Genomic DNA, 24908 nt, shown 5'->3' with positions numbered 1-24908 from the left:
ATCCTCCTCTTACGCCTGTTTAAACTGCGAAATGAATCTGACATCATTGGTATAGAAATGGCGGATATCTTCAATGCCGTATTTCAGCATCGCGATACGTTCAACACCCATTCCGAAAGCGAAACCCTGGTATTCCTCAGGATTGAATCCGGCCATCTTCAGCACGTTCGGGTGAACCATGCCGGCGCCGAGAATTTCGATCCAGCCTGTTTTTTTGCAGACGGAGCAGCCTTGGCCGCCGCACTTAAAGCAGGTTACATCCACCTCGACAGAAGGCTCTGTGAATGGGAAGAAGCTCGGACGGAGCCTGATTTCACGGTCTTGGCCGAACATTTTTTTGGCAACCAATTCAAGCGTGCCTTTCAGGTCGCTCATGCTGATTTTGCGGTCCACGACGAGACCCTCGATCTGCATGAACTGATGGGAATGTGTCGCGTCATCGTTGTCGCGGCGATACACTTTACCGGGACAAATGATTTTGACGGGGCCTTTTCCTTTATGCTTTTCCATCGTGCGCGTCTGCACCGGTGACGTCTGCGTTCTCATCAGCATTTCTTCTGTAATGTAAAAGCTGTCCTGCATGTCGCGGGCCGGATGTTCCTTCGGCAGGTTCAGCGCCTCAAAGTTGTAATAATCCGTTTCCACTTCAGGGCCTTCTTCGACGGTATATCCCATGCCGATAAATAAATCTTCAATTTCTTCAATAACGACCGTCAGCGGATGGCGCCCGCCGATGTTTACCTGACTGCCCGGCAATGTGACGTCAATCGTCTGGCTGCTGAGTTTTTTATTCATCTCTTCTTGTTCAAGCTGTTCATTTTTCGCCGTAATGGCTGCTGCAATGCGCTCTCTCACTTCATTGGCGAGCGCTCCCATTTTCGGGCGCTCTTCGGCGGACAGTTTGCCCATGCCGCGGAGAACTTCTGTAATCGGCCCTTTTTTTCCGAGATATTGCACCCGAATGTCGTTAACTTCTTTTAATGAACCCGCCGCTTCTACTTTTTCTGCAACTTCCAGTTCAAGCTGTTTAAGCTTCTCTTCCATCATGCATCCTCCTTTTATGTAAACCAAACCGTTCTATGCCTTTTTCAGAAAACAAAAAAACCCGCCCCTTGAGAGAAGGGACGAGTTGTGGCCGCGGTACCACCCTTTTTAAGGCAGACTTCATCTGCCGACAGCTTCATTGACATAACGGAAACGATCGTTCCGGTTCACCTTTACGCGCGTTTGGCGCGGTCCCGGTGACAACTCGAGAGGTGAAAATCAATTTCTGTGCTGCGATAAAAATGCTCTCAGTCAGCGGCATTTTCTCCCTGGAAGGCAGCGTGTGCAAAAATTGACGTCCTCTGTCACGGTTTTTACATTATTGCTATCTATTATAGTGAAATCCAAGGTTTTTCGCAACCTATCCTCTGAGATGATAAACGAGGATGGCGGCCGCTACCGCCACATTCAGCGATTCCGCCTGTCCGTACAGCGGAACGTACAGGTTGAGATCGGTTTTTTGCAGAAGGCCGGCGTCCACTCCCGCCCCCTCGTTCCCGACGATTAACGCGAACGATTCTTCAGGCTTCACGCTTTGATAAGCGGCACCGTTTTCAAGCGCCGTGCCGTAGATCGCGACGCCTTGTGATTTCAGCTCAGCGGTAAACTCATCAAGCGGACGTTTCAAAATGGGAATATGAAAATGAGATCCCTGTGCTGAACGCAGCGTTTTTCCGTTGTACGGGTCTGCCGTTCCCTCACCAAGGACAACGGCGTCGATTCCCGCCGCATCTGCCGTTCTGATCATTGTTCCTAAATTCCCCGGGTCCTGTACGGCATCAATCAGAAGCAGCCGTTTCAGCTGATCAGGCTGCTTATCCGGCATATGGCAGACCGCGGCGATCCGCTGCGGCGTTTCCGTTTCCGTCACGGCTGAAAACGCGTCTTCGCTCAGCACGTAGCACGGAATGCTCATGTCCAGATCGGCCGGGATGGCGCTCTCATCGTTTACGAGAATTTCTTTTACCGTTCCCTTTGATTTGAGCGCTTCTTCTGCCAGATGCTCTCCTTCTATCAGAAATGTATTCGTTTTAAGTCTCTCTTTTTTTGTGTGAAGTTTTTTCCAGTCCTTCACTTTTTGGTTTTTTGCAGAGTCGATTCGTTTCACTTTATGTCTGTGCTCTCCTTTTTTCATGCATGTTGTTATTATATCTCAAGAACAGCACATAATAAACCGCGTGCGCGGTAAGAATATGCGTATCACATTCAGGAAAAAGGAGCGGTTGTAATGGATCTTAATTTACGCAACGCCGTTATTGCCAATGTAACCGGCAATAACCAGGATCAGCTGGAGCATACTATCGTTGACGCCATCCAAAGCGGTGAAGAAAAAATGCTTCCGGGCCTCGGCGTCTTATTCGAAGTTCTTTGGCAGCATGCGTCAGACTCAGAAAAAAATGAAATGCTCAAAACACTTGAAGGCGGATTAAAACCTGCGCAATAAGCATGAACCGGGTGATGGCACACCCGGTTTTTTTGTATAATAATGGCGAGGGGGATCGCCATGCAGTTACAGCCGGAACTGGCAAAAAAATTGATTGCCGAAGTCAAACATATGTACAGCCGCGAAGTGATTATTGCCGATACAAAAGGGATGATCATCGCGGGCACCAACGAGGCGCGCGCCGGATGGTTTCATGAAGGCGCACTGATCTGCGCCCGCGAAAAACGGAATGTCATCATTACGAAAGAAGATGAAAAACGGCTCCAGGGCGTAAAAGCAGGACTGAACCTCCCCGTTTTTTCAGGCCATGAGGTGATCGGAGTGTTCGGTCTGACAGGAGACCCTGACGATATCCTGCCTTTCGGAGAATTGCTCAGGAAAATGACGGAGCTGTTTATTAAAGAAACGCGCCATATGGAAGAAGCGCAGTGGCGTGCGAGAATGCTTGAATCCTTTATGGTTGATTGGCTGCAGCTGAAAGAATGGTCTCCGGGCTTTTTAGAAAAAGCAAAGCTCATCGGCGCAGACCTTCACGCATACCGCCGGATCATACTCATTCAAGGACGTTATGAGCAATATAAAGCGGAGGAGCTCGGGCGGCTCTGGCAGAACGAATGCCCTGAAGACCTGTTTGTCCGCTGGGGAAATGAACGCATTCTCATTAATCATGAAGCAAATTCGGCTTCCAAAACACAGCTCATCAAAAAGATCGGCGCCGTTTTTGGGCAGCCTGTCACCGCCGGCATCGGACGGATCGTTCCGGGAGAGCGCCTCGCGGAATCATACGAACAGGCGGATAAAGCACTTTCAGCCGGAATCGGTGACAAGCAGGCCGTCTTTGAAGAAGATTTAAAACTGGATATGTGTATTGCCGATATCGCACCCGGCACGCGGTCGGAATTTTCACGGCGGGTTCTCAAGCATGTACTCGGCCGGGAAGAACTTCTGGATACGCTGCGTGCCTTTTTCGACCGGCAATTATCGTTAAAGCGCACCGCCGACGACATGCATATTCATATCAATACATTGCGCTACCGTCTTTCCAAACTGGAATCACTGACAAATATGAAGCTTGACCATCCCGAAGACATAACGGCTTTTTATTTGGCGCTCCGCTTTTTAGATCAACATACAAAAAGTACGTAATCATATCATCATTTTTCATATGTTTCTCCATAGTGTGCGGAATCGTTTTTCTTTACAATTAAATGAAAACGCTTTTCTTATCAGGGAGGTTGGGAGAACATGATTTCACGAGAGGCAAAAGAAGCGTTCATCCGGACGGTCGGGAAGGAGAATTATGATGATTCGGCGGCGGGGCGTCTAGTGTATTCTTATGATGCGGCTCCTCAGCTGCAAGCCATGCCGGATGCGGTAATCGCCCCCCGCAGCGCGGATGACGTGTCCCGTATATTAACGATTTGCAGCAGGCATGACATTCCGATCGTGCCGAGGGGTTCAGGCACAAACTTATGCGGCGGCACATGTCCGTCTGAAGGCGGGCTTGTGCTTTTATTCAAACATATGAACCGCATTCTTGAAATTGATGAAGAAAATTTGACGGCAACCGTCCAGCCGGGCGTGATTACGCAAGATATGATCCGTGCGGTTGAGCAAAAAGGTTTATTTTATCCGCCTGATCCGAGCAGCATGAAAATATCGACGATCGGCGGGAATATTAATGAAAATTCCGGCGGACTGCGCGGTTTGAAGTACGGCGTCACCCGGGATTATGTCCTCGGCCTTGAAGCCGTCTTGGCTTCAGGCGATATCATCCGCACAGGAGGGAAGCTGACAAAGGATGTCGCCGGTTATGATCTGACCCGGCTTTTCGTCGGATCAGAAGGGACGCTCGGCGTTGTGACGGAAGCGACTTTAAAGCTGGTTCCGAAGCCGGAAACGAAAAAAACGCTGCTTGCACTCTATGAACATATTGAAGCGGCTGCGGAATCTGTTTCTGCCATCATCGCTGAAAAAATCATTCCGGCGACACTCGAATTTCTGGATCAGCCGACATTGCAGGTCATTGAAGATTACGCCAAGATCGGGCTTCCGACCGACGCAAAAGCGGTGCTGCTGATCGAACAGGACGGTGACATCGAAACGGTCAGACGGGATATGGAAAAAATCGAAGCCATCTGTAAAAACGGAGCAGCCGTATCCGTCCAAACGGCCGAAACCGAGGAAGAGGCATTCGCGCTTACAGAGGCCAGACGGTCCGCATTATCAGCCCTTGCCCGGCTGAAACCGACGACGATTCTGGAAGACGCGACCGTGCCGAGATCACAAATTGCCGGCATGGTCAAAGCCATTAACGAGATTGCAGAAACATACGGCCTGTCCATCTGCACATTCGGCCATGCCGGAGACGGCAACCTCCATCCGACGTGCACCACCGATATCCGAAATACAGAGGAGATGGAACGTGTCGAAAAAGCTTTTGCCGCCATTTTTGAAAAAGCGATTGAGCTGGGCGGGACGATAACGGGTGAACACGGGGTCGGTATCGTAAAAGCGCCGTATTTAGAAATGAAGCTGAAAACAGAAGGCATCACCGCTATGAAAGCGATCAAACAAGCGCTTGATCCCCAAAATCTGCTGAATCCGGGAAAAATATTCGCCAATTCATCAAGGAAACGCGTGGTGGTGATGAAATGACAACTGCTAAAGAGCAGCAACACATTCAAACAGAATTCAAAACCCGCATGGATGAAGGTGAATTGCTGAACTGTATGCGCTGCGGCTTTTGCCTTCCTTCCTGTCCGACCTATATCGAATCGGGATTTCAAGAATCCCATTCGCCGCGCGGCCGGATCGCCCTGATGAAAGCCGTCACAGACGGACTGATCGAGCCGGATGAAGATGTCGAACGCTCACTTTCGCTGTGTCTCGGATGCCGGGCATGCGAGCCCGTTTGTCCGGCAGGGGTCAATTACGGACAGCTGCTTGAAGAAGCGAGGGATATCATTCATCAAAATAAAAAACATAAGCCGGGCGTGCGCCTCTTGCGGAAAGCCGCCTTCACCGGGCTTTTCCCTCATCAAAACCGCATGCAGGCAGCCGTGAATCTTCTCGGAATATACCAAAGATCGGGACTGCAGACAGCCGTCAGAAAAACCGGTATGCTGCGCGTTTTACCTGAACATCTGCGCACGATGGAACAAGTGCTCCCGCCCGCCCCGAAACGGAAAGACATGAAGGAAAGGCCGCGTTTTCTTCCTGCCGCGGGTCCCGTCCAAAAACGGGCCGCTTTTTTCTCGGGCTGCTTAATGGATACGATGTTTTTAGCGACAAATCATGCGACAACGGCGCTTTTACAGGCAGCCGGGTGTGAAATCGCGGTTCCGGACGGCCAGGCGTGCTGCGGCGCGCTTCACGGGCACAGCGGAGAAAAAGAGATGGGAAAAGAACTGGCCAAGCGGAATATCGCCGCTTTTGAGGCGCTTGACGCTGATTATATCATTACAAACGCCGGCGGATGCGGCGCCTTTCTTCAGGAATATCCTCATTTACTGAAAGATGAACCTGGATGGGCGGAACGTGCCGAACAATTTGTCCGGAAGCTCAAAGATTTTTCATCCGTACTGGTTGATCTGAAGTTCCATCAAAAAAACCTGCGGGCGCAGTCTCCTCATATCGTCACATATCAGGACTCCTGCCATCTCCGCAATGTGATGCATACGTCAGAGGAACCGCGAACGCTTTTGAAAAGCATTAAAGGGGCGGAGTACAGAGAAATGGAAAAGGCCGACAGCTGCTGCGGGTCGGCGGGAATTTATAATATAACAGAGTCAGAGATGTCTATGAAAATATTAGACAGCAAGATGAAAGCCGCCGGAAAAACGGAGGCGGCCGTCATCGTGACAGCCAATCCCGGATGCCTTTTGCAAATGCAGCTCGGCATTTTACGCGAAGGATTAACAGACCGTGTCCGCGCGGTTCATTTGGCGGATTACCTTTTGGAAGCGGCGGATTTGTCATAAGCTGATAGCAGAGAGACCGATCGGCTCTCTGCTTTTATGATGCTGCAATGTTCGGATCGGCCGCGGATTATCCTGGTATTGAAGCTTCCAGTCTGGCACTCGGATCACGCCATACATTCGCCCATTTTTTCACAGCCGCAATGATAATTACAAGGCAGAGAATGAGCATGATAATGGATAAAACGCCATTCAGCACGTTGTATCCCGCCGCTTCGGGGTTCAAATACACATACCGCACCATCCAATAACCCGCATAGTTGACGGTCACGTACAAATAAGCGAGAGGAATCAGGCATGTCAGCATATAGCGCCGCTTATCCGCTATTTTCAATACGACGGTCGCACCGATAATTAAGCCGACAGACGCCATAAGCTGATTGGATACGCCGAACAGCGCCCAAATGGAACTGATGTCGCCCGAATACAGAAGATAGCCCCACAGCAGGCAGGCGAGCGCGCTTGAGAAAATCGAGCCCGGCAGCCAGTCTGTTTTTTTCAGCGGCTTATAGACCTCTCCGAAAAACTCTTGAATCAAGTACCGGGCGACACGGGTTCCCGCATCAATCGCCGTTAAAATAAACACCGCTTCAAACATAATGACGAATTGAAAAAAGTATGAAGCCAAATGACTGAAAAACGGAATCTCCGTAAAGATATACGTCATTCCGACGGCAAGCGTAACAGCGCCGCCCGTTCTTCCCTCCAGACTGAGCCCGATTTCTTTGCTCAATTCAGGCAGATGGACGACATTCATCCCGAGGGCGCGGAATATTTCAGGCGTGCTGTTAATAGCAAAATAGTCGGCGGGCTCAAGAGCGGCAGCTGCAATGAGCGCCATAATTCCGACGAGACATTCCACAAGCATCGCTCCGAAAGCAACCGGTTTTATATCACTCCATTTATCCAGCATTTTCGGCGTTGTGCCGGAACCGACAAATGCATGAAAGCCCGAAATGGCGCCGCAGGCAATCGTTATTGAAATAAACGGCCAGACAGGACCCGCGATCACCGGCCCTCCGCCTTGAATAAACTCCGTTACGGCCGGGAATTTAATGGCGGGATTGACGAAAAAGACGCCTGCGATCAAAGCGGCAAAAACCCCGATTTTCATAAAACTGCTTAAATAGTCACGCGGAGCCAGCAAAAGCCAAACCGGAAGCGCCGCGGCGAAAAACGCATAGACGGGAAGCGCCACTGCAAGCGTTTTCGCATCCAGTGTCAGCATGTCCCCGAGAGCCGTTGTCTGCAGCCGCGGCCCGATTACAACACCGGCCATTAACAAAAGAAACCCGACTGTTGATGCGAGTTTGAGATTGCCCGTTTTTTTATAGTAGAGGCCGACCCCCATCGCGATCGGAATCGTAATCCCCACCGCAAACGTTCCCCACGGGTTTTTCTCAAGCGCATGCAGCACAACCATGGACAGCCCCGCCATCGTGATCGTAATGATAAACAGCATCGAAAGACCGGTGCAAAAGCCCGCCACCGGGCCGAGCTCTTCTTTGGCGACTTCAGAAAGCGTTTTCCCGTTTTTCCGCATTGATGCAAACAATACGACAATATCGTGCACGGCTCCCCCGATCACCGCCCCGATTAACAGCCATAAAAGCCCGGGCAGATAGCCGAACTGAGCTGCCAGAATCGGTCCCACAAGCGGGCCGGCAGCGGCGATTGCCGCGAAGTGGTGGCCGAATGATACCCACTTATTCGTCGGCACATAATCTTTCCCATCCTCAAGCACATGGGCCGGAGTCGGTGTCTGATCATTGATTTTTAATACTTTGACCATCATAAAGGTACCGTAAAGCCGATAGGCGATCGCCAAAATACATATAGACGCTATGACGATTGTAATCGCATTCATTTAATCCCAGCCCCTTTTCTCTTTTTCTAAATATTATCACAATTATCAGATAACAAGAGATGATTTTTGCGTAAAAAAAAGCCGGCAGCGGCAGCCCGGCTTTTCGGAACATTATTTTCCTGATAAACGGATGACATTCCAGGACAGCGGAGTAAAATGTGCCGTTATCCCTTCAGCGTTTGCCGAAGACGTTCCGTTGGAGTGAGGAATGACTTCTTTTCTGTTTTTTTGATTGGTCGCTTTCATATCCTGATGCTCCAGCACGATATGCTCAATGATGCGGTAATCTTCAAACCCTCTCAGTTTGATCTCCGTTTCCATCAGTTCCTTGCTTTTGTTGACGGCGAAAATGGTCAGGGCTTCATCCTCTTCGCGGTAAACGGCCGCGGCATCAACATACGGCACATCCGTAAAGTCCGCCGAGTCGTATTTCGGGGAGGTGATCAGCAGCTTCATTGAAGCCCCTCTCCCGTAGACTGAGGCGTGCATGTAAGGGTAAAAGATCGGCTGCCTCCATGCTTCTCCGCCCTTTTCAGTCATGATAGGCGCAATCACGTTGACAAGCTGGGCGAGACAGGCGATCTTCAGTCTGTCCGCATGCTGCAGCATCGTAATCAGCAGTGAACCGATCAACAGCGCATCTTCAAAATTGTAGATGTCTTCGAGAATCGGCCGGGCCGTAATCCATGGCTCCACTTTTTTATCCGCTTCATTTGAGTGATACCACACATTCCATTCATCTAAAGAAAGGTGAATCGTTTTTTTGCTGCGTTTTTTCGCTTTCATATAATCACATACGGCTTTGACGGATTTAATAAAATGGTCTAAATCCATAGACTTCGCCAAATAGTTCTCAAGATCATTTTCATGGTTGCCGTAATACGTATGCAGTGAAATGTAATCCACATGCTCGTACGTATGCTCAAGCACCTCGGCCTCCCACTCGATGAAGGACGGCATGCCGCTGTTTGAGCTTCCGCAAGCCACCAATTCGATCGTCGGGTCCGTCCATTTCATCACCTTTGCTGTTTCAGCGGCAAGCCGTCCGTATTCATGCGCCGTTTTATGACCGATCTGCCAAGGGCCGTCCATCTCATTTCCTAAGCACCATGTTTTGATGCCGTAAGGTTTTTCATATCCGTGCGATTTTCGTAAGTCGCTCCAGTATGACCCTTCAGGATGGTTGCAGTATTCGACGAGGTTCCGGGCGGCATCGATCCCTCTCGTCCCGAGATTGACCGCCATATTCACTTCGGCGTTCACTTTTTTCGCCCACGTTAAAAATTCATTCGTCCCCACTTCGTTCGTTTCTGTCGTCTGCCATGCCAAATCAAGCCTCCGCGGGCGGTCCTTCACCGGCCCGACGCCGTCCTCCCAATTGTAGCCTGAGAGAAAATTCCCTCCCGGATAGCGGATGAACGGCACTTGCAATTCTTTGATTAACTCCTGCACGTCTGTTCTGAAGCCGTCCTTGTCGGCTTTCGGGTGTCCGGGCTCATAAATGCCTTCATACACCGCCCGACCCATATGTTCTATAAATGATCCGTACATCCGTTTGTCCACTTCACCGATGATATATTCTTTATCTGCTGTAATTCCCGCTTTTTTCATTACATTTCCTCCCTCTCTCTATCCCTTCACTCCGCCTACTGTAAGGCCGGAAATGAAGTATTTTTGGAAAAACAAGAATATGATGATCACCGGCAGTATCGCAAAAACGGACCCGGAAATCAGCATGTCATAGTTGTTGCCGTACGGACTCAGCAGCCCTGAAAGTCCGATTGGAAGCGTAAACATTTCTTTCGACCGAAGCACGATCAGCGGCCATAAAAAGTTATTCCAGCTGTTTAAAGATTGAAGAATGATCATTGCTCCGAATGCCGGTTTCATGAGCGGCGCCATAATTCTGAAGAAAATGCCGAATTCGGTGCAGCCGTCCATTCTCGCTGAATCAAGCAGATCCTTCGGAAGTCCGAGCGCATATTGCCGGAAAAAGAACACGGCGACAGGCGACACAATAAACGGCAGAATCACCCCCGTATAAGAATCGATCAAATGAAGACCCACCGTCAATTTGAACAACGGAAGCATCATCACTTCAAGAGGCACCATCATAATGATCAGCACAAGAACGAAAATAATATTTCTGCCTTTAAACTCGTAGACACCGAGTCCGTAGCCGATCAAAGAGGAAAAAAACAGCGTGAGAACCGTGGTGAGGACGCCGAGCAGCAGGCTGTTAAAAAACCATTTGAAATAAATGCTCCCCCCGTTGAACAAATAGGTGTAGTTATCAAGGCTCATCACATCCGGATCAAGACGCAGATTCAGCCCGATGCGCATCAGCTCAGATGACGGCTTTAAAGAACCGAGCAATAGACAGATCATCGGAAAGATATACAGCAGGCTCAGCATGATAAAAAACAAGGTAAACGCGACTCTGTACACGGAAAACATGTAATTGTTACGCAACGCTTATCCCTCCCCTTTAAACGAACCGGACAGTTTCAGTGAAACAAGGCTGACTAGTAAGATGACAAGCAAAAGCACAATTCCGATTGCGGCACCGTACCCTATTTCGTTGTATGCAAGCCCCTGCTGATATAAATAACCGACAAGCGTGAGGCCGATATTGCCCGGGGAATTATTCTGCCAAAGCACATAGCTTTCCTCAAACATTCTGAAACCGCCGATCATACTGATCGTTAACACATAAACGGACACCGGCTTTAAAAATGGAAGGGTGATATGCCGGAACTTTTTCCACGTACTTGCCCCGTCAATTTCAGCCGCCTCATACAATTCTTTCGGCACGTTTTGCAATCCCGCCAGAAAGTAAAGAATGTTAATGCCCATCCACCTCCATGACGCAAGCAGCACCATTAAAAACATGCCGGTACCTTTGTTGTTGAGCCAGTTTTGGGGTGATGCGCCAAGCTTCATCATCAGCTCGTTTGCAAGCGACGTATTCATTTCTCCGAACATCAGCCGGAAAATAATCCCCGCTACGATCGTCGATGTTAAAGCCGGTACAAACAGAGCCGATTTAAACACATTTCTGAACCTGACGAGCTTCGAATTCAGAATCACCGCTAAAAGAAGCGGCACCGGAATCAGCACGATCAGCGTCCAGAAAGTATATTCCAATGTGTTAAATAATGCCGTATAAAAGGTTGGATTAAGAAGAGCGGTATAATTGGAAAACCCGACAAATGTAATTTCTCCCGGCAGTATCCGCTGAAAGCTCATGATAAACACGCTGATGATCGGATACAAAAAGAAAACGAGAAACGAAATGATAAATGGCGCCGTAAAAAGATAAGGCGCCGCTTTTTTTGAATACAGCACATTGCGCCGGCGCGGCTTCTTCCGGACTGCAGAAACGGTTTGCGCTGTCTCTGTCTTTACAGGTCTCATAAAAGCTCCCCCGCTTTCACTGTTAAATAGGGCGGCTTCTCCTATTTTTCCAATTGCTCTGCCGCCTCGTCCAAGGCTTCCTCAGGTGTTTTTTCCTGCGTCTTCAGCGCATCGAACAGCACCTGTCTGACAACGAGATCAGCCGCTTTAGAGAAGTCTTCATGCAGATAAATCGGATTGATCTCATCTTTTATTTCAAGAAGCGAGGAAAAAATTGACGTACCGTTCCGGAAGAAATCCGTGTACTTGTTTTTCTCCTTCAATTCTTTTGAATCCCACACGTCCCAGCGGAGCGGGTCAAAGCCGAGCACCGTCCACAGCTTTATGTTCCCTTCCTTTGAACCTTTCGCAAATCCGAGAAATTCTTTCGCGAGCTCCAGATGTTCAGCCTGCTTCGGCACGACGGTGGCTGTTCCGCCTAAACCCGCTGATCTGTCACCGCCTTCTTTCCAGGCCGGCATAGGGTAAATCGCCATTTTTCCTTTTAAATCAGGCATATAATCGATAAACCGTCCCATGTACCAAATGGGCATCAGCACGGAGGCTGCCCCGCCCTGATTCATAAAACCGTAGTATTCTTCGCTGTGATGGCCGCCGCCGGGAGCCGGCAGAAGGGTTTTATCATTCACCATGTCCTTTACATCATTCAGTGTATCTGTATTCGTCTTGCTGTTCAGAATCAATTTTCCGTTTTTGCTGTAGTAGCCTGACCCTTGCTGCGAAATCATGGATAGGAATGTGGCGGAGTCGTTTGTTTCAACCGTTCCCATCGGTTTCCCCGCGGCCTTACGCACTTTTTTCCCTGCCCGCCGGTAATCTTCCCATGTCTTAATGGAGGCGGGATCAACGACCGCTTTTTTCATGATATCCATGTTGTAAAACATGACGGTCGTCCCCACATGTGTATCAAGGCCGTACAATTTTCCGTTTTTGCTGTATAAGGCCAGACGCGCTTCCACAAACTTATCGCGGTCTTTTTCAATCAGCGGCGTCAGATCGGCAAGCGGGATATCCTTCCCCTTCAGAAAGTTCGAGAACCGGCTTAATTCCACGTCGGCTATATCGGGAAGCCCCTCACCCGCGATCAGCGAAACCGATAAATTATCATGCATTTGTCCATAAGGATAAACAACGGTATTCAGCTTGATTTTGCGATCCGGATACTTCTGATTCCATTCTTTGACCATTTCCTGATAAAACTGTTCGTGCAGGCCGTTAAATGTCCAAAACGTCAGCTCCGTTTCTCCCGGCCGGCCGGCAGTCCGTTCTTGTGAACAGCCGGCGGTAAACAAGAAGAGCATCATCAGCACCAAACATACAGCGGTCGTTTTTTTCATGTCATTACCCCTTCCACTTTAGGCCGTGCGGCTATTGATGCAAATGATGTGCAAAGAGCGCTGCATTTTCATTTATGATGGTTAAACCGGTATAACGGTCTCGCAGTGTGTGCGCATGCTTAAGCGCATCGCTGACAAGGTCCTTTTTTACACCGATCTCATCGAAACAGGCGGGACCTCCCGCAGATGCGAGCCACCCGGCAATTGTTTTGCCGTCGGGAAGCCCTTCATATGCGGACTGAATCGCCTCGCGAAAGTGCGGCGGCAGTTCAGCCAGCTTTTCGTGACAAGCCAGTTCTTTGTAAATATCACTCAGCACCGCGCACGCACAGCCGACCTTCGCACCGTGGAGAATCGGAGGCTGTTTTGCCTTCAGCATTTCCATCTCAATCCAATGCGAGATGTGATGTTCTCCTCCTGAGGCGGGGCGGGAGTGGTCGAGAGCAAGCATGACAAGACCCGAAACGATCAGCGCTTCCATCAGTATCTGAATGCCGGCCTCCGTTCCCATGGCAATGTCAGCGCGGTGATCAATGCACTGCCAAAGCGCGTCTTTCACAAGCTTCGCCCCTGCTTCTGAGTACGGCTCACCCGCAAGCCTGCGGGAAATCTCCCAATCTGCCAGCGATGTTATTTTTCCGAGCATGTCTCCGAAGCCCGCGGCTGTCATTGAACGGGGCGCTTCTTTTAATACATTCGTATCGGCAAATAAGGCGATCGGTGCTTTCGTTTGGATCGTCGTTTTGATTCCGTTTAATATGAGCGGCGCTCCCGCCGATGTAAAACCATCGACTGACGGAGCGGTGGGGAATGAGATAAACGGCAAACCGCGCTGATAAGCGGCAAACCGCGTAATGTCGTGAATCGTTCCTGAACCGGCCGCAATGATGACATCCGTCTCTTCCGCGAGATTGATCAGCGTATAGACCAATGTCCTCTCATCAGCCGCGGCGGCCCCGGCTTCATGCTCCGGAATGATGACTTTTGATGCTTTGATTCCGCCTGCCCTTAATTCGTCCGCAAGCAGACGTCCCGCCGCCTCGTACGTGTTCCGGTCACAGACGAGGACCGGATGATTCCAGCATTTTTTTTGCAGAAATCTGAGAAGCTCTTCTTTTGCATTCGCCCCGATCACGATATCTTCTATTTGAATCGGTGAGCGGCTGGCCCCTTCCTTGTCAAACTCGGATTGAATGTCCTCAGGAGAACGTTTCATAAAAGGATTCCCTCCTTCGCTAATTCTGTCAGGTCTTTAATAGAATTAAGGACGATGTCAGGTTCATATAGACGGGGCTCCCCAAGTTTGGCCGACCCCGTCAGAACCAATACGCTTTTCATTCCGTACAGCCTGCCCATTGCGATATCAGATTCGAGGCTGTCTCCGATAATGGCGCATTCCTCAGGGGGAAGTCCGAGCGCTTCACATGCCGCCTCAGCCATCAGCCAAGACGGTTTGCCGATGACAAGCTCCGTTTTTGCTCCGGCGGATGCTTCAATGGCCCCGATCATTCCCGCGACATCCATGGCATGGCCGCCTTCATTCGGAAAAGAGCGGTCCCGATTCGTGGCGATGATGCGCGCGCCGGAGGAAGCCGCCTTAAAAGCGAGATTCAGATCCTCATAGGTGACGGTTTCATGCAGGGAGATGACAAGCCAGTCTGCCGCCTGCGGATTTTGCGCCAGGGTGACACCCGCTAAAGCGAGTTCATCAGTCAGCTCTTTCTCTCCTAACACCCAGACCTTTGACAAAGGATAATGCTTCTTTAAAAATGATGCCGTCACACTGGAGGACAGCACGATGCTCCGTTCATCCGTGCGGATACCTGCACCCAGCAGTTTCTTTCGGCACATTGCTCTTGATAGATTGCCGCGGTTGCATAAAAAGACAACGGCTTTGCCCAGTGACTGAAGGGTATGAACGGCTTCTTTTGCGCCCTCAATCAGCTCCCGCCCCCTGAATACGGTTCCGTCTAAATCAATCAGAAACCCGGCTGCGTCAAGTTTGGCCATAATAAGCATTCGCCCCGTGTTTTCTGTAAAAATGCTTATCATGCAGCACTCTGTCGATCGGACTGAGCTGTTTGTTCAGCATAAGCGAATGGTAGGCCATTTCCGCTACCGTTTCGAGCACAACGGCGTTATGCAGGGCATTCAGCGCGTCCGTTCCCCAGCAGAACGGGCCGTGGCTGTGGACGAGGACACCCGGATTTTGTTCATACGGTTCGTTTTGAAAGGTTTCGGCTATAACTTTGCCTGTATGATACTCGTAATCTTTGACAATTTCTTCTTCATACATTTCCCTCGTGCAGGGTATAGCGCTTTCAAAGTAATCCGCGTGAGTCGTTCCGAGAGCGGGTATGTCTCTTCCGGACTGCGCCCAGCTCGTCGCCCAGCGGGAGTGAGTATGAACGATTCCGCCGATAGCCGGAAACGCTTTATACAGATAAAGATGGGTCGGCGTGTCAGAAGACGGTTTCAGCGATCCTTCCAAAATGTCTCCGTCCTCATTCAGGACGACCAGTTTGTCAGCGGTCAGCTCACTGTAATCGACACCGCTCGGTTTAATGACGATTCTCCCGCTCTCTCTGTCAATGCCGCTGACATTCCCCCATGTAAACGTGACAAGGTTATGTTCCTCAAGCTTCAGATTGGCGGCGAGCACTTCTTCTTTTAACGCTTCAAGCATGGCGGCTCCCCCCTTTCGCAAAATCACGGTTTTTAATGGCTTTCAGGCGTTTCATGACATTGTTTTCTTTACCGAAGTAGTGTACGAGCTCTTTATATTCCGCATATAAGCTGTCATAAATCTCAGCTCTTTCCCGGTTCGGGGCATAAAAGCCGTCTTTTAATTTCCCCATATGCGCGCATGCTTCAGCAATATTGGAGAATCCTCCGTTTTCCCGTCCCGCGGCGAGCGCTCCGAAAATCGCGGAGCCCAGTGCAGGCGCCTGCGGAGATCCGGATAATTGAATGTCCATATTTGTGACGTCTGCGTAAATCTGCATGACAAACTGATTTTTTTCGGCGATTCCTCCGGCTGCGTAAAGCTCTTCGACCGGAACGCCGTTTTCCCGGAACGTTTCGATAATCATCCTTGTTCCGAACGCCGTCGCTTCAATCAATGCCCTGTAGATTTCTTCGGGCTTCGTGTGCAGCGTCATGCCGAGCATCATGCCCGTCAAATCGGCGTCCACCAAGGTTGAGCGGTTTCCGTTCCACCAGTCAAGCGCGAGAAGGCCGCTTTCCCCCGGAACAAGTTCTGCCGCTTTTTTGCTGAGCAGCTCGTGAATGTCTATGTGTTTATCCTCAGCTTCCTTCTCATAGTCTCTCGGAACGCACGTTTTGACGAACCATTCAAAGTGGTCGCCGACACAGGACTGCCCCGCTTCATATCCCGCATATCCGGGCAAAATGCCGTTATTGACGACCCCGCACATACCGGGGACGATATGTTCTTCCTCGCCGAGCAGCACATGGCAGGTAGACGTTCCCATGATCATCAGCATTTTCCCCGGCTCTGTAATACCGACCGCGGGCACTGACACGTGAGCGTCGACATTGGCGACGGCAACGGCCGTCCCCGGCAGAAGCCCGGTCAGCTCCGCCATTTTTTCGGTCAAACCTCCTGCTTTTTCCCCGACTGAATAAATCGTGCCGCTTAATTTATCCTTTGTAATCGTTTTCATTAACGGGTTGAGCTTTTCGAAAAAATGATCCGGCGGATATCCCGTCTCCTCATTCCAGATTGCTTTGTAGCCGGCCGTGCAGTTGCTTCGCTTCAATGAACCGCACAATTGATAGACGATCCAGTCTGCCGCTTCCACAATCCGATCTGCCGCCTTGTATATATGCGGCGCTTCTTCCGCGATTTGCATGATTTTCGGGATCATCCATTCAGAAGAAATTTTACCGCCGTATCTTTTAAGGAATGTTTCTTTTGTGCCTTCGGCAATCGTGTTCAAACGGTCTGCATGTTTTTGAGCCGCATGATGCTTCCACAGCTTCACATAACTGTGGGGCTCCCGTTCAAATTCCGGCAGCATACAAAGCGGCTGCCCCGCGCCGTCTATCGGCAAAATCGTGCAGGCGGTAAAATCAATTCCTATGCCGATCACGTCTTTTGGATCAGCACCCGCCTGCTCAAGCAGGTTCGGAATCGCCGTTTCCAGAACTTCGATATAATCGGCAGGGTGCTGAAGCGCCCAGTCCCGAGGGAGTTTTTCACCCGTCTTCGGCAGCTTGCGGTCGATGACGGCATGAGTGTATTCTTTTACCGCAGAGGCGATTTCTACGCCCGTGCGGACATTGACAAGCACCGCCCGGCCGGACAATGTGCCGAAATCAACACCAATCGTATACGCCATATCAATTCCCTCCCAACCGGTATAATACGTCATTCCATTTCAGCTCTTTTTTCAGCTCATGTATTTCAGTATTGCGGGAAATAAAGATGCTTTCAATGCCTGCCATCTCAGCCCAGTCAAGCATCTGTTCAGCCGTAAGCCGGAAGGACATACAGGTATGGTGGGCGCCTCCCGCCAAAATCCATGCTTCTGCAGCTGTTTTCAGCGATGGCTCCGGCTTCCACAGCACCCGCGCCACAGGGAGATTCGGCATATCATGATCAATTTCCCTGCCTTCCGCTTCATTCAGAATGAGACGGAATCGCCCGCCGATATCAATGATGCTGGCGATGATGGCTGAACCGCCGATTCCGTTAAAGACCAGCCGGGCCGGATCTTCCTTCCCTCCGATTGAGAGAGGATGGACTTCGATTTTCGGCTGATCAAGGGCGATCGTCGGACATACTTCAAGCATATGTGATCCGAGAATCATCGCACGCCCCGGTTCAAAATGGTACGTATAATCTTCCATGAAGGAGGTTTGTTCTCCGTCCGCCATTATTTTCATCATTCGCACAAGGGCAGCCGTTTTCCAATCGCCTTCTCCGGCAAATCCGTACCCTTTTTCCATGAGACGCTGAACGGCAAGACCCGGAAGCTGCTTCATTCCGTGCAAAACTTCAAAGGAGGTCGAAAACGCTGTATATCCGCCCCGTTCGAGAAAGGCCGTTAATCCGAGTTCAATTTTCGCCTGTTCTTTAATGGAAGCAACTTTTGCTTCATCCCGCTTCGTTTCGTCGCTGATGACATACAATTTGTCGTATTCCTCATAAAGCGCCTCAATTTCTGCGTCGGTGACATTGTTCATCACCTCGGTAAGATCGCCGATTCCGTACCCGTCAACCTGCCAGCCGAATTGAATGTGGGCGCCGACTTTGTCTCCGTCAGTAACCGCCACATTCCGCATATTGTCGCCGAACCGGGCTACTTTAATATTCCTGCTTTCATTCCAAGCGGCAGCCGTGTTCATCCATTGCGAAATGTCATGTTTGACTTCCTCATCATCCCAATAGCCTGCGATGACTTTTCTCGTCTGCCCCATTCTTGACTGGATATATCCGTATTCCCGGTCTCCGTGAGCGGATTGGTTGCTGTTCATAAAGTCCATATCAATCGTTTCCCACGGGATGTCGCGGTGATATTGGGTATGCAGATGAAGCATCGGCTTTTGAAAAGCAGAAAGACCTTCAATCCACATTTTCGCAGGGGAAAATGTATGCATCCATGTCACGACCCCGGCACAGTTTTCTTGATACTGCGCTTCCCGCAAAACCTCTCTGATCGTTTCAGATGACGTGACAACCGGTTTATGCCTGATCTTGTATCTTGATGACACCCCGCAGAGACCGTCACATATTCCCTTTGCGTGTTTATCGACAAGCTGCAGCGTTTCCTCTCCGTATAAGTGCTGGCTTCCCGTTACAAACCAAAATTCATATTCTTTGTTCTGAAGCACATTCATTTCCCCTTCCCATCAAAATAAAGCGCTTGCATTTTTAAATAAATATACGTACGAATATAAATAATAAAACTTTTATTCTTTTATTTGTACGAACAACTTCATTATAGTTAAGGAGGAATCAAACTGTCAATCTTTTATTGCAAGTAAAAAAAGCCGGACACACATGCCCGGCTGATCAATTAATAGGAAGGCCAGCCTGAACTCCAATCGATATCATTGATGAGCATCTTCGGAATTCCGCTGTTTTCGGCATCATACGCATGACGCACTAAAATATTCCCGTTCACAATGTCCTGACCGCCCGGGCCTTTCCAGCGGTCATTGCCGGAATCAAGAATCGTCCCTCCGCCTTCAGACATGCTTTTCCCGCTTTTATCGAGATATGGGCCGGTGATGCTTTTGGATCTTCCATAAGCGATTTTGTACGTACTATTCACGCCTGAACAGCATTTATCAAACGACACCATTAAGTAATAGTAGCCGTTCTGGTAGGTGATGGCCGGCGCTTCCAAAGCTCCGCCGTTATTCGGCCTGGCAGCGATGGAATAAAGTGATCCCGTCGGTTTCATTGTATTTTTATCAAGCTTTGTCAGCTTAATGCCGCTCCAAAAAGAACCGAAGGCAAGCCAGGGGTTTCCGTCTTTATCAATTGTCAGCTCCGGATCAATTGCATTGTAGTTATTGGCGCTTGTTGAACGGATGACGAGCCCTTCGTCCTTCCAGTTTCCCGAACTGAGGCTTGTAGATGATGCAAGACCTATCGCGGAGGTATTTTTGCCGAATGAAGAAACGGCATAATACAGCCAATACTTTCCGTTAAAATATTGAACATCGGGGGCCCATTGATTCAGCCCGTAATTCGGCACATAATTGCCCCACCATGACAGCGGGGAAGTAAAGATTGATTTCTGAACGGTCCATACGCCGCCGCTGCCCGCCTTTAAGACGCGAAGCCCCCTCTCCCCTTCCAAACCGGTTCCGAAAGCGTACCACGTGTTTCCTTCCTTCGCCATTGTCGGATCATGAAGCAATTCATTTGATGCCCCCCAAAACGCGGCAGATGCCGGAGATGAAGACATCAGAAGCAGACCGGCTGTAACGGCTGCGCATGAAAAGCGGATCATGCGTCTGAATCTGTTTTTCATTTGTAAACCCTCCCCTTTTAAAGCGCTTTCAAAAACATGTTGTCAGATTTTTCTATGTCTTCTCTTATTGTAGACACACGGCTCATATTTGTACAGACAAAAAAAAAAGAATCTGCTTAAAAAAGCAGATTCTTCCGTATCTTTATTGATAAGTAATACGGTCAACCGTTTCCCGGTCTAATTTTTTAATCACTTCTGTGATCAATTTTACCGTATTCTCATAATCATCCCGATGCAAAATAGCGGCATGAGTGTGAATGTAGCGCGTCGCGATCGTAATGGACAGCGCCGGCACTCCGTTTGCGGTTAAATGAATAGAACCTGAATCCGTGCCCCCTCCGGCAATGGAATCGAATTGATACGGAATTCCCGCTTCTTCCGCCGTGTTTACGACAAGGTCGCGCAGCCCTTTGTGAGATACCATTGACGCGTCATACAGAATAATTTGCGGCCCTTCGCCGATTTTGCTTTGCGCCTCTTTTTCAGAAATTCCCGGTGTATCTCCGGCAATTCCGACATCCACACCGAACGCGATATCAGGCTGGATCGTATGTGCCGCTGTTTTCGCCCCGCGCAGCCCGACTTCTTCTTGAACCGTTCCGACCCCGTATACTTCATTCGGGTGATCACTGTTTTTCAGATTTTTTAATACATCGATGGCAATCGCACAGCCGATACGGTTGTCCCACGCTTTCGCCAATAAATGCTTTTCATTGTTCATCACTGTAAATTCAAAATACGGCACAATCTGATCACCCGGAAGAACGCCCCATTCCATTGCTTCTTCACGGCTGGACGCCCCGATATCGATGAACATCTCTTTAATATCAGCGGCTTTTTTTCTGGCGTCAGGAGGCAGAATGTGAGGCGGTTTCGAACCGATGATCCCCGTGATGTCCCCTTTTTTTGTCACGACGGTGACGCGCTGGGCCAGCATGACCTGAGACCACCAGCCGCCGACGGTTTGAAAGCGGAGAAAGCCTTTATCAGTGATTTGCGTCACCATAAAACCGACTTCGTCTAAATGCCCTGAGATCATGATTTTCGGACCGTTTTCTTTGCCGGTTTTTTTGGCGATTAAGCTTCCCAGCCGGTCTGTTGTGACATCATCGGCAAATGGTTCTATGTATGATTTCATCACTTGTCTTACTTCTCTCTCATTTCCCGGTATCCCTTTTGCATCCGTTAAGGCTTTCAGCATGGTGAGCGTTTCATCTAATTTTGTCATCAATAAACCTCCTTTTTTTCACTACCCTTCTTATTATACAAAACCAATGCTGAAGCATACGATTAATTCGCCTGAAAAACGGGTAAATGTTTTTATCTATTTCTTTTAAAAAAATGAAACTTTTTGTTTTGTTTTTCGTATTACATCAGATCATGACAAAGGTGAGGAGGTGCCTTCACACATATGGCCATTACAGTATTAAGGATTGTCTTGCTTGCACTTCTTATTTATTTTATTTACATGTGCGTCAAATTTTACGCAAACCCGAAAAGAAGGCTCAGACTGGCGCAATCAAAAGAGAATTTTTATTTTATTGACGAACAGAAAAACACGCGAAAAAATCTCCAGCTTACTTATAAAGGAGTGCTCTTTGAAGGAGAAAAGCATATCCCTTCCAAAGATCATCCGCTGTTTATCCATACAATATTTGTATGGACCGAAAATCCGGAAAAGCTGAACCGCTTTTCTGCAGGTGATTTTGAAGAAGTCGAAAAAAAGGTATTGGAGCGGTACCCGAATTGCAAGATTGATTGGGACCAGCCCATCAAAAAAGCGAAAAAAGCAGGCGAGCGATAAGCTCTCCTGCTTTTTATTTTTTATACATCAAATACATGAGTACAAGGGCGGCTTCAGTGAGAAAAAGCAGCGGCACCCCGTATAAAAAGGATTTGTGCTTCGTCTTATGCCTGAAGGTGCGCATGCCGATCCATACGCCGAGTGAGCCGAACATGGCGGCTGTGAGCCATATTCGTTTCTCTGATATTCTCCACCTGTGCGCCTTTGCTCTTCTTTTATCAGCGCCCATGATCCAAAAGCCGTATCCGTTTATCAATACGGCGTAAATGAAGAGAGCCATTGATTGTCACCCTTTACGTAAAAAAACCGCTCCCGGAAAGAGAGCGGCTTTTTCAACTTACTTGTCTAACTGAGCTTTAGCAGCATCAGCAAGCTGATTGAAAGCAGTAAGATCGTTTACAGCAAGATCAGCAAGCATTTTGCGGTTTACTTCGATGCCTGAAAGCTTAAGACCGTGCATTAAACGGCTGTAAGAAAGACCGTTCATACGTGCAGCAGCGTTGATACGAGTGATCCAAAGCTTACGGAAATCACGTTTTTTCTGACGGCGGTCACGGAATGCATAGTTTCCTGATTTCATGACCTGCTGGTTTGCTACTTTGTATAATGTATGTTTTGAACCGAAATAACCTTTTGCTAATTTAAGAACCTTTTTACGACGCTTACGTGTAACAGTTCCGCCTTTTACTCTTGGCATTAGATTTCCCTCCTAATTGTTCCTTGTCCGATTACTTGATGTTGGCAAGCTGTTGTTTGATGCGTTTGAAGTCTCCTGCGCTCACAATAGCACCCTTGCGAAGCTTACGCTTTTGCTTTTGGGATTTGTTGGCGAATAAGTGACTTGTGTATGCATGAGAACGTTTTAACTTCCCAGAACCTGTCTTTTTAAAACGTTTAGCAGATCCGCGGTGAGTTTTCATTTTTGGCATGGGATTTCCTCCTTATTGCTTTTCGTTTTTCGGCGCGAGCATTAAGAACATGCTGCGGCCGTCCATTTTTGGTTTTGTTTCGACTGTCGCAACTTCCGCACATGCTTCAGAGAAACGGTCCAATACGCGCTGGCCGATTTCTTTATGAGTGATTGCGCGCCCTTTAAAGCGGATAGAAGCTTTCACTTTATCGCCTTTTTCAAGGAATTTAATCGCATTGCGCAATTTCGTGTTAAAGTCATGCTCATCGATTGTCGGACTTAATCTAACTTCTTTTAAGTTAATGATTTTTTGATTTTTGCGTGCTTCTTTGTCCTTTTTCTGCTGCTCGAATCGGAACTTACCGTAGTCCATGATGCGGCAGACAGGCGGTTTTGCATTTGCTGCAACTAACACAAGGTCAAGATTTGCGCGGCCGGCGATTTCAAGTGCTTCCTGACGGGACTTGATGCCGAGCTGATCGCCATTTTGTCCGATCAGACGAACTTCACGTGCACGGATACCCTCATTAACCAATTGATCTTTGCTAATAATGAGCCACCTCCATAGTTTCTTCGAATTGATTCACAACGCTTTTTGACTGCATTCTGCAGGCAAACAAAAAGTGCGGGCATGACAACACACCCACACTACGAACATCTGCATAAATAAAAATGTACGGTCAACCTGCCAACTACATGAATGTGTCAATCAGGTGAGAAGCGGGTGCCTCTGCTTGTGATTTATATTCAATTCAATAACTATTCTACACAATACCGGATCATTAGTCAAGAATGACTTCTCCGGATCAACTTTTTCATTTTAACACGATGCCGGGGTGAGCGCAAGGAAAAATGTGAAATTTCGTTATATGCCGCCCGCGGGCGTGCCAACACAATAAAAAACCCGGGTCTATAACCCGGGTTTATCCTCCGATGAGCTGAACGAATACCGGAATGACCAGCACCGTCACCACTCCTACGACGACAACCGCGATACTTGCCATTGCCGCTTCTACTTCCCCCATCTCAATGCCGACCGCAACACCGAGTGCGTGTCCTGATGTGCCGAGAGCCAGTCCCTTAGAGATTGGGTGCTTTACTTTAAACAGTTTTAAGAATAAAGCGCCAAGAGCATAGACGATAACGGCGTTGAAAATAACGGCGAAAGCGGTGATGTCGGTGATGCCGCCGATCCCTTTTGACAGCGGAAGGGCAATTGCCGTTGTCGCCGCCTGCGGAAGCATGCTTTTCATAACGGCCGCGTCAAGATGAATGCCTTTTGCGATCAAATAGACAATCGTGACTGAGCAGATAGAGCCGACAATGATGGAAGACATGATCTGCCACCAGTATTTTCTCAGCTTGTCACGCTGTTTGTATAAAGGGATGGCAAAAGCGATCGTCGCGGGCTCCAGGAAGAATTTAATAATGTCTCCTCCGCTTTTATAATCTTCATATGAAAAACCGCCGAGCTTCAGAAAAAGAATTCCAAGCACCATCGCGACAAACAGCGGGGTGAAGAGGAAAAAGCCTCTCGTTTTTTTAAATAAATACGTGCCGATGCCAAAGGCCGCAAGTGAAACGACAATACCGAAATATGGACTCATCCGTTTTCCCTCCTAATGCTGCACAAGTTCGTTTTCCTGATTGGAACGGCGCACCGTTTGTTTATCAGCCGGAGCAGCCTTCTGACGTTTTTGGCTGACAGACAAGATCAGCTGAGAAAAAAGGCCCGTCGCCCCTAACAGAATGATGGTGGCGAGTAAGATGACGAGTGCGATCTGCACGCCGTACTGCTGCATGACGCCAAGTGAATTCATCACGGAGATGCCCGACGGGACAAATAAAAATCCGATCAGTGACGTTAATGATGTTCCCAGCGTTTCTACTTGTTCAAGCTTAATCACTTTCAGGCATAAGAGGACAAATAATAACACCAAACCTACTACGGAAGCGGGTATAGGAATGGGGACAATCGCTGCAATCCCATTAGATATGAGCATAATTACGGCAAAAATAAATGCTTGTGTCAGAAATCCGTACACTTTTTTCGCACTCATTTTCTTCACCTCTTTCTCTTTGTTAGGTCCATTAT

Annotated in this window: 25 protein-coding genes and 1 other annotated feature; of the genes, 5 read left to right on the top strand and 20 right to left on the bottom strand. The window is 48.9% G+C overall.

Going from position 1 to position 24908, the window contains the following annotated elements; genetic code table 11:
• Positions 1-9: 9 nt before the first annotated feature.
• Together pheS and ACWJJ5_RS11215 are read right to left on the bottom strand one after the other, a co-directional pair.
• Entirely contained in the window at positions 10-1044 is a 1035-nt protein-coding gene (gene pheS / locus ACWJJ5_RS11220; RefSeq protein WP_059367994.1) for a phenylalanine--tRNA ligase subunit alpha, read from the bottom strand.
• A 361-nt stretch (positions 1045-1405) separates the two neighbouring features.
• Positions 1406-2152 (bottom strand): TrmH family RNA methyltransferase, encoded by a 747-nt coding sequence (locus ACWJJ5_RS11215; protein WP_007408111.1) that lies wholly within the window; start codon positions 2150-2152, stop codon positions 1406-1408.
• A 120-nt stretch (positions 2153-2272) separates the two neighbouring features.
• On the opposite strand from ACWJJ5_RS11215, the gene sspI reads away from it, so the two are divergent.
• The 4 genes from sspI (at position 2273) to ACWJJ5_RS11195 (ending at position 6471) form a co-directional block, all read left to right on the top strand.
• On the top strand, positions 2273-2488 hold the full coding sequence (gene sspI / locus ACWJJ5_RS11210; RefSeq protein ID WP_003152527.1) for a small acid-soluble spore protein SspI: 216 nt from the start codon (positions 2273-2275) through the stop codon (positions 2486-2488).
• Positions 2489-2548: 60 nt separating this feature from the next.
• Positions 2549-3634 carry a CdaR family transcriptional regulator gene (locus ACWJJ5_RS11205; RefSeq protein ID WP_102421654.1) on the top strand — a complete coding sequence of 362 codons (1086 nt, stop codon included), beginning with the start codon at positions 2549-2551 and terminating at the stop codon, positions 3632-3634.
• 99 nt (positions 3635-3733) lie between these two features.
• Complete coding sequence (gene glcD, locus ACWJJ5_RS11200; protein ID WP_094247674.1) at positions 3734-5146, top strand: glycolate oxidase subunit GlcD; 1413 nt, start codon at positions 3734-3736, stop codon at positions 5144-5146.
• Positions 5143-6471, top strand: coding sequence for a (Fe-S)-binding protein (locus tag ACWJJ5_RS11195; RefSeq protein WP_025649708.1), 1329 nt, complete (start codon positions 5143-5145; stop codon positions 6469-6471). The genes glcD and ACWJJ5_RS11195 overlap by 4 nt, the downstream gene beginning before the upstream one ends.
• A gap of 67 nt (positions 6472-6538) precedes the next feature.
• On the opposite strand, the gene cstA is transcribed toward ACWJJ5_RS11195, so the two are convergent.
• The 12 genes from cstA to ACWJJ5_RS11135 all read right to left on the bottom strand — a co-directional run bounded on the left by cstA (position 6539) and on the right by ACWJJ5_RS11135 (position 21327).
• On the bottom strand, positions 6539-8335 hold the full coding sequence (gene cstA / locus ACWJJ5_RS11190; protein WP_102421657.1) for a carbon starvation protein CstA: 1797 nt from the start codon (positions 8333-8335) through the stop codon (positions 6539-6541).
• A 111-nt stretch (positions 8336-8446) separates the two neighbouring features.
• Positions 8447-9946 carry an arabinosylfuranosidase ArfA gene (arfA, locus tag ACWJJ5_RS11185; protein ID WP_172614882.1) on the bottom strand — a complete coding sequence of 500 codons (1500 nt, stop codon included), beginning with the start codon at positions 9944-9946 and terminating at the stop codon, positions 8447-8449.
• Positions 9947-9964: 18 nt separating this feature from the next.
• A complete protein-coding gene (locus tag ACWJJ5_RS11180; protein ID WP_007612991.1) occupies positions 9965-10792 on the bottom strand; it encodes a carbohydrate ABC transporter permease in 828 nt (275 codons plus the stop codon).
• An 18-nt stretch (positions 10793-10810) separates the two neighbouring features.
• On the bottom strand, positions 10811-11752 hold the full coding sequence (locus tag ACWJJ5_RS11175) for a carbohydrate ABC transporter permease (RefSeq protein WP_367069110.1): 942 nt from the start codon (positions 11750-11752) through the stop codon (positions 10811-10813).
• 41 nt (positions 11753-11793) lie between these two features.
• Complete coding sequence (locus ACWJJ5_RS11170) at positions 11794-13089, bottom strand: ABC transporter substrate-binding protein (RefSeq protein WP_454022406.1); 1296 nt, start codon at positions 13087-13089, stop codon at positions 11794-11796.
• Between the two features lie 31 nt (positions 13090-13120).
• The gene (locus ACWJJ5_RS11165) at positions 13121-14305 is read right to left on the bottom strand and encodes a sn-glycerol-1-phosphate dehydrogenase (RefSeq protein WP_454022405.1); all 1185 of its coding nucleotides are present in this window, start codon (positions 14303-14305) and stop codon (positions 13121-13123) included.
• On the bottom strand, positions 14302-15108 hold the full coding sequence (locus tag ACWJJ5_RS11160) for an HAD-IIA family hydrolase (protein ID WP_454022452.1): 807 nt from the start codon (positions 15106-15108) through the stop codon (positions 14302-14304). Before ACWJJ5_RS11160 ends, ACWJJ5_RS11165 begins: the two co-directional genes overlap by 4 nt.
• Positions 15086-15775 carry an L-ribulose-5-phosphate 4-epimerase gene (araD, locus tag ACWJJ5_RS11155; RefSeq protein ID WP_003152509.1) on the bottom strand — a complete coding sequence of 230 codons (690 nt, stop codon included), beginning with the start codon at positions 15773-15775 and terminating at the stop codon, positions 15086-15088. Before araD ends, ACWJJ5_RS11160 begins: the two co-directional genes overlap by 23 nt.
• On the bottom strand, positions 15768-17453 hold the full coding sequence (araB, locus tag ACWJJ5_RS11150) for a ribulokinase (protein WP_454022404.1): 1686 nt from the start codon (positions 17451-17453) through the stop codon (positions 15768-15770). Before araB ends, araD begins: the two co-directional genes overlap by 8 nt.
• A gap of 1 nt (position 17454) precedes the next feature.
• A complete protein-coding gene (araA, locus tag ACWJJ5_RS11145) occupies positions 17455-18948 on the bottom strand; it encodes an L-arabinose isomerase (protein ID WP_173613159.1) in 1494 nt (497 codons plus the stop codon).
• Between the two features lie 185 nt (positions 18949-19133).
• Positions 19134-20099 (bottom strand): glycoside hydrolase family 43 protein, encoded by a 966-nt coding sequence (locus ACWJJ5_RS11140; protein ID WP_015387871.1) that lies wholly within the window; start codon positions 20097-20099, stop codon positions 19134-19136.
• A gap of 142 nt (positions 20100-20241) precedes the next feature.
• Positions 20242-21327: a M42 family metallopeptidase gene (locus tag ACWJJ5_RS11135; RefSeq protein WP_007408096.1), complete on the bottom strand. Its 1086-nt coding sequence runs from the start codon at positions 21325-21327 to the stop codon at positions 20242-20244.
• Between the two features lie 183 nt (positions 21328-21510).
• On the opposite strand from ACWJJ5_RS11135, the gene ACWJJ5_RS11130 reads away from it, so the two are divergent.
• On the top strand, positions 21511-21903 hold the full coding sequence (locus ACWJJ5_RS11130; protein WP_003152498.1) for a hypothetical protein: 393 nt from the start codon (positions 21511-21513) through the stop codon (positions 21901-21903).
• Positions 21904-21916: 13 nt separating this feature from the next.
• Here ACWJJ5_RS11130 and ACWJJ5_RS11125 read toward each other — a convergent pair whose 3' ends face one another.
• The 6 genes from ACWJJ5_RS11125 to lrgA form a co-directional block, all read right to left on the bottom strand.
• Entirely contained in the window at positions 21917-22183 is a 267-nt protein-coding gene (locus ACWJJ5_RS11125; protein WP_003152496.1) for a DUF1294 domain-containing protein, read from the bottom strand.
• A 57-nt stretch (positions 22184-22240) separates the two neighbouring features.
• Positions 22241-22600, bottom strand: coding sequence for a 50S ribosomal protein L20 (gene rplT, locus ACWJJ5_RS11120; protein WP_003152495.1), 360 nt, complete (start codon positions 22598-22600; stop codon positions 22241-22243).
• A gap of 31 nt (positions 22601-22631) precedes the next feature.
• Positions 22632-22832 (bottom strand): 50S ribosomal protein L35, encoded by a 201-nt coding sequence (rpmI, locus tag ACWJJ5_RS11115; protein WP_003152493.1) that lies wholly within the window; start codon positions 22830-22832, stop codon positions 22632-22634.
• A gap of 12 nt (positions 22833-22844) precedes the next feature.
• A complete protein-coding gene (infC, locus tag ACWJJ5_RS11110; protein WP_071543361.1) occupies positions 22845-23366 on the bottom strand; it encodes a translation initiation factor IF-3 in 522 nt (173 codons plus the stop codon).
• A gap of 58 nt (positions 23367-23424) precedes the next feature.
• Positions 23425-23555 (bottom strand) — a sequence feature (ribosomal protein L20 leader region).
• A 181-nt stretch (positions 23556-23736) separates the two neighbouring features.
• Entirely contained in the window at positions 23737-24420 is a 684-nt protein-coding gene (lrgB, locus tag ACWJJ5_RS11105) for an antiholin-like protein LrgB (protein WP_063174677.1), read from the bottom strand.
• 12 nt (positions 24421-24432) lie between these two features.
• Positions 24433-24873, bottom strand: coding sequence for an antiholin-like murein hydrolase modulator LrgA (lrgA, locus tag ACWJJ5_RS11100; protein ID WP_003152485.1), 441 nt, complete (start codon positions 24871-24873; stop codon positions 24433-24435).
• Positions 24874-24908: the final 35 nt, after the last annotated feature.

The sequence above is a fragment of the Bacillus sp. JK74 genome (assembly GCF_053663395.1).
The sequence above is the reverse complement of the archived record's forward strand: the minus strand, read 5'-3'. Positions and strand labels throughout refer to the sequence as shown.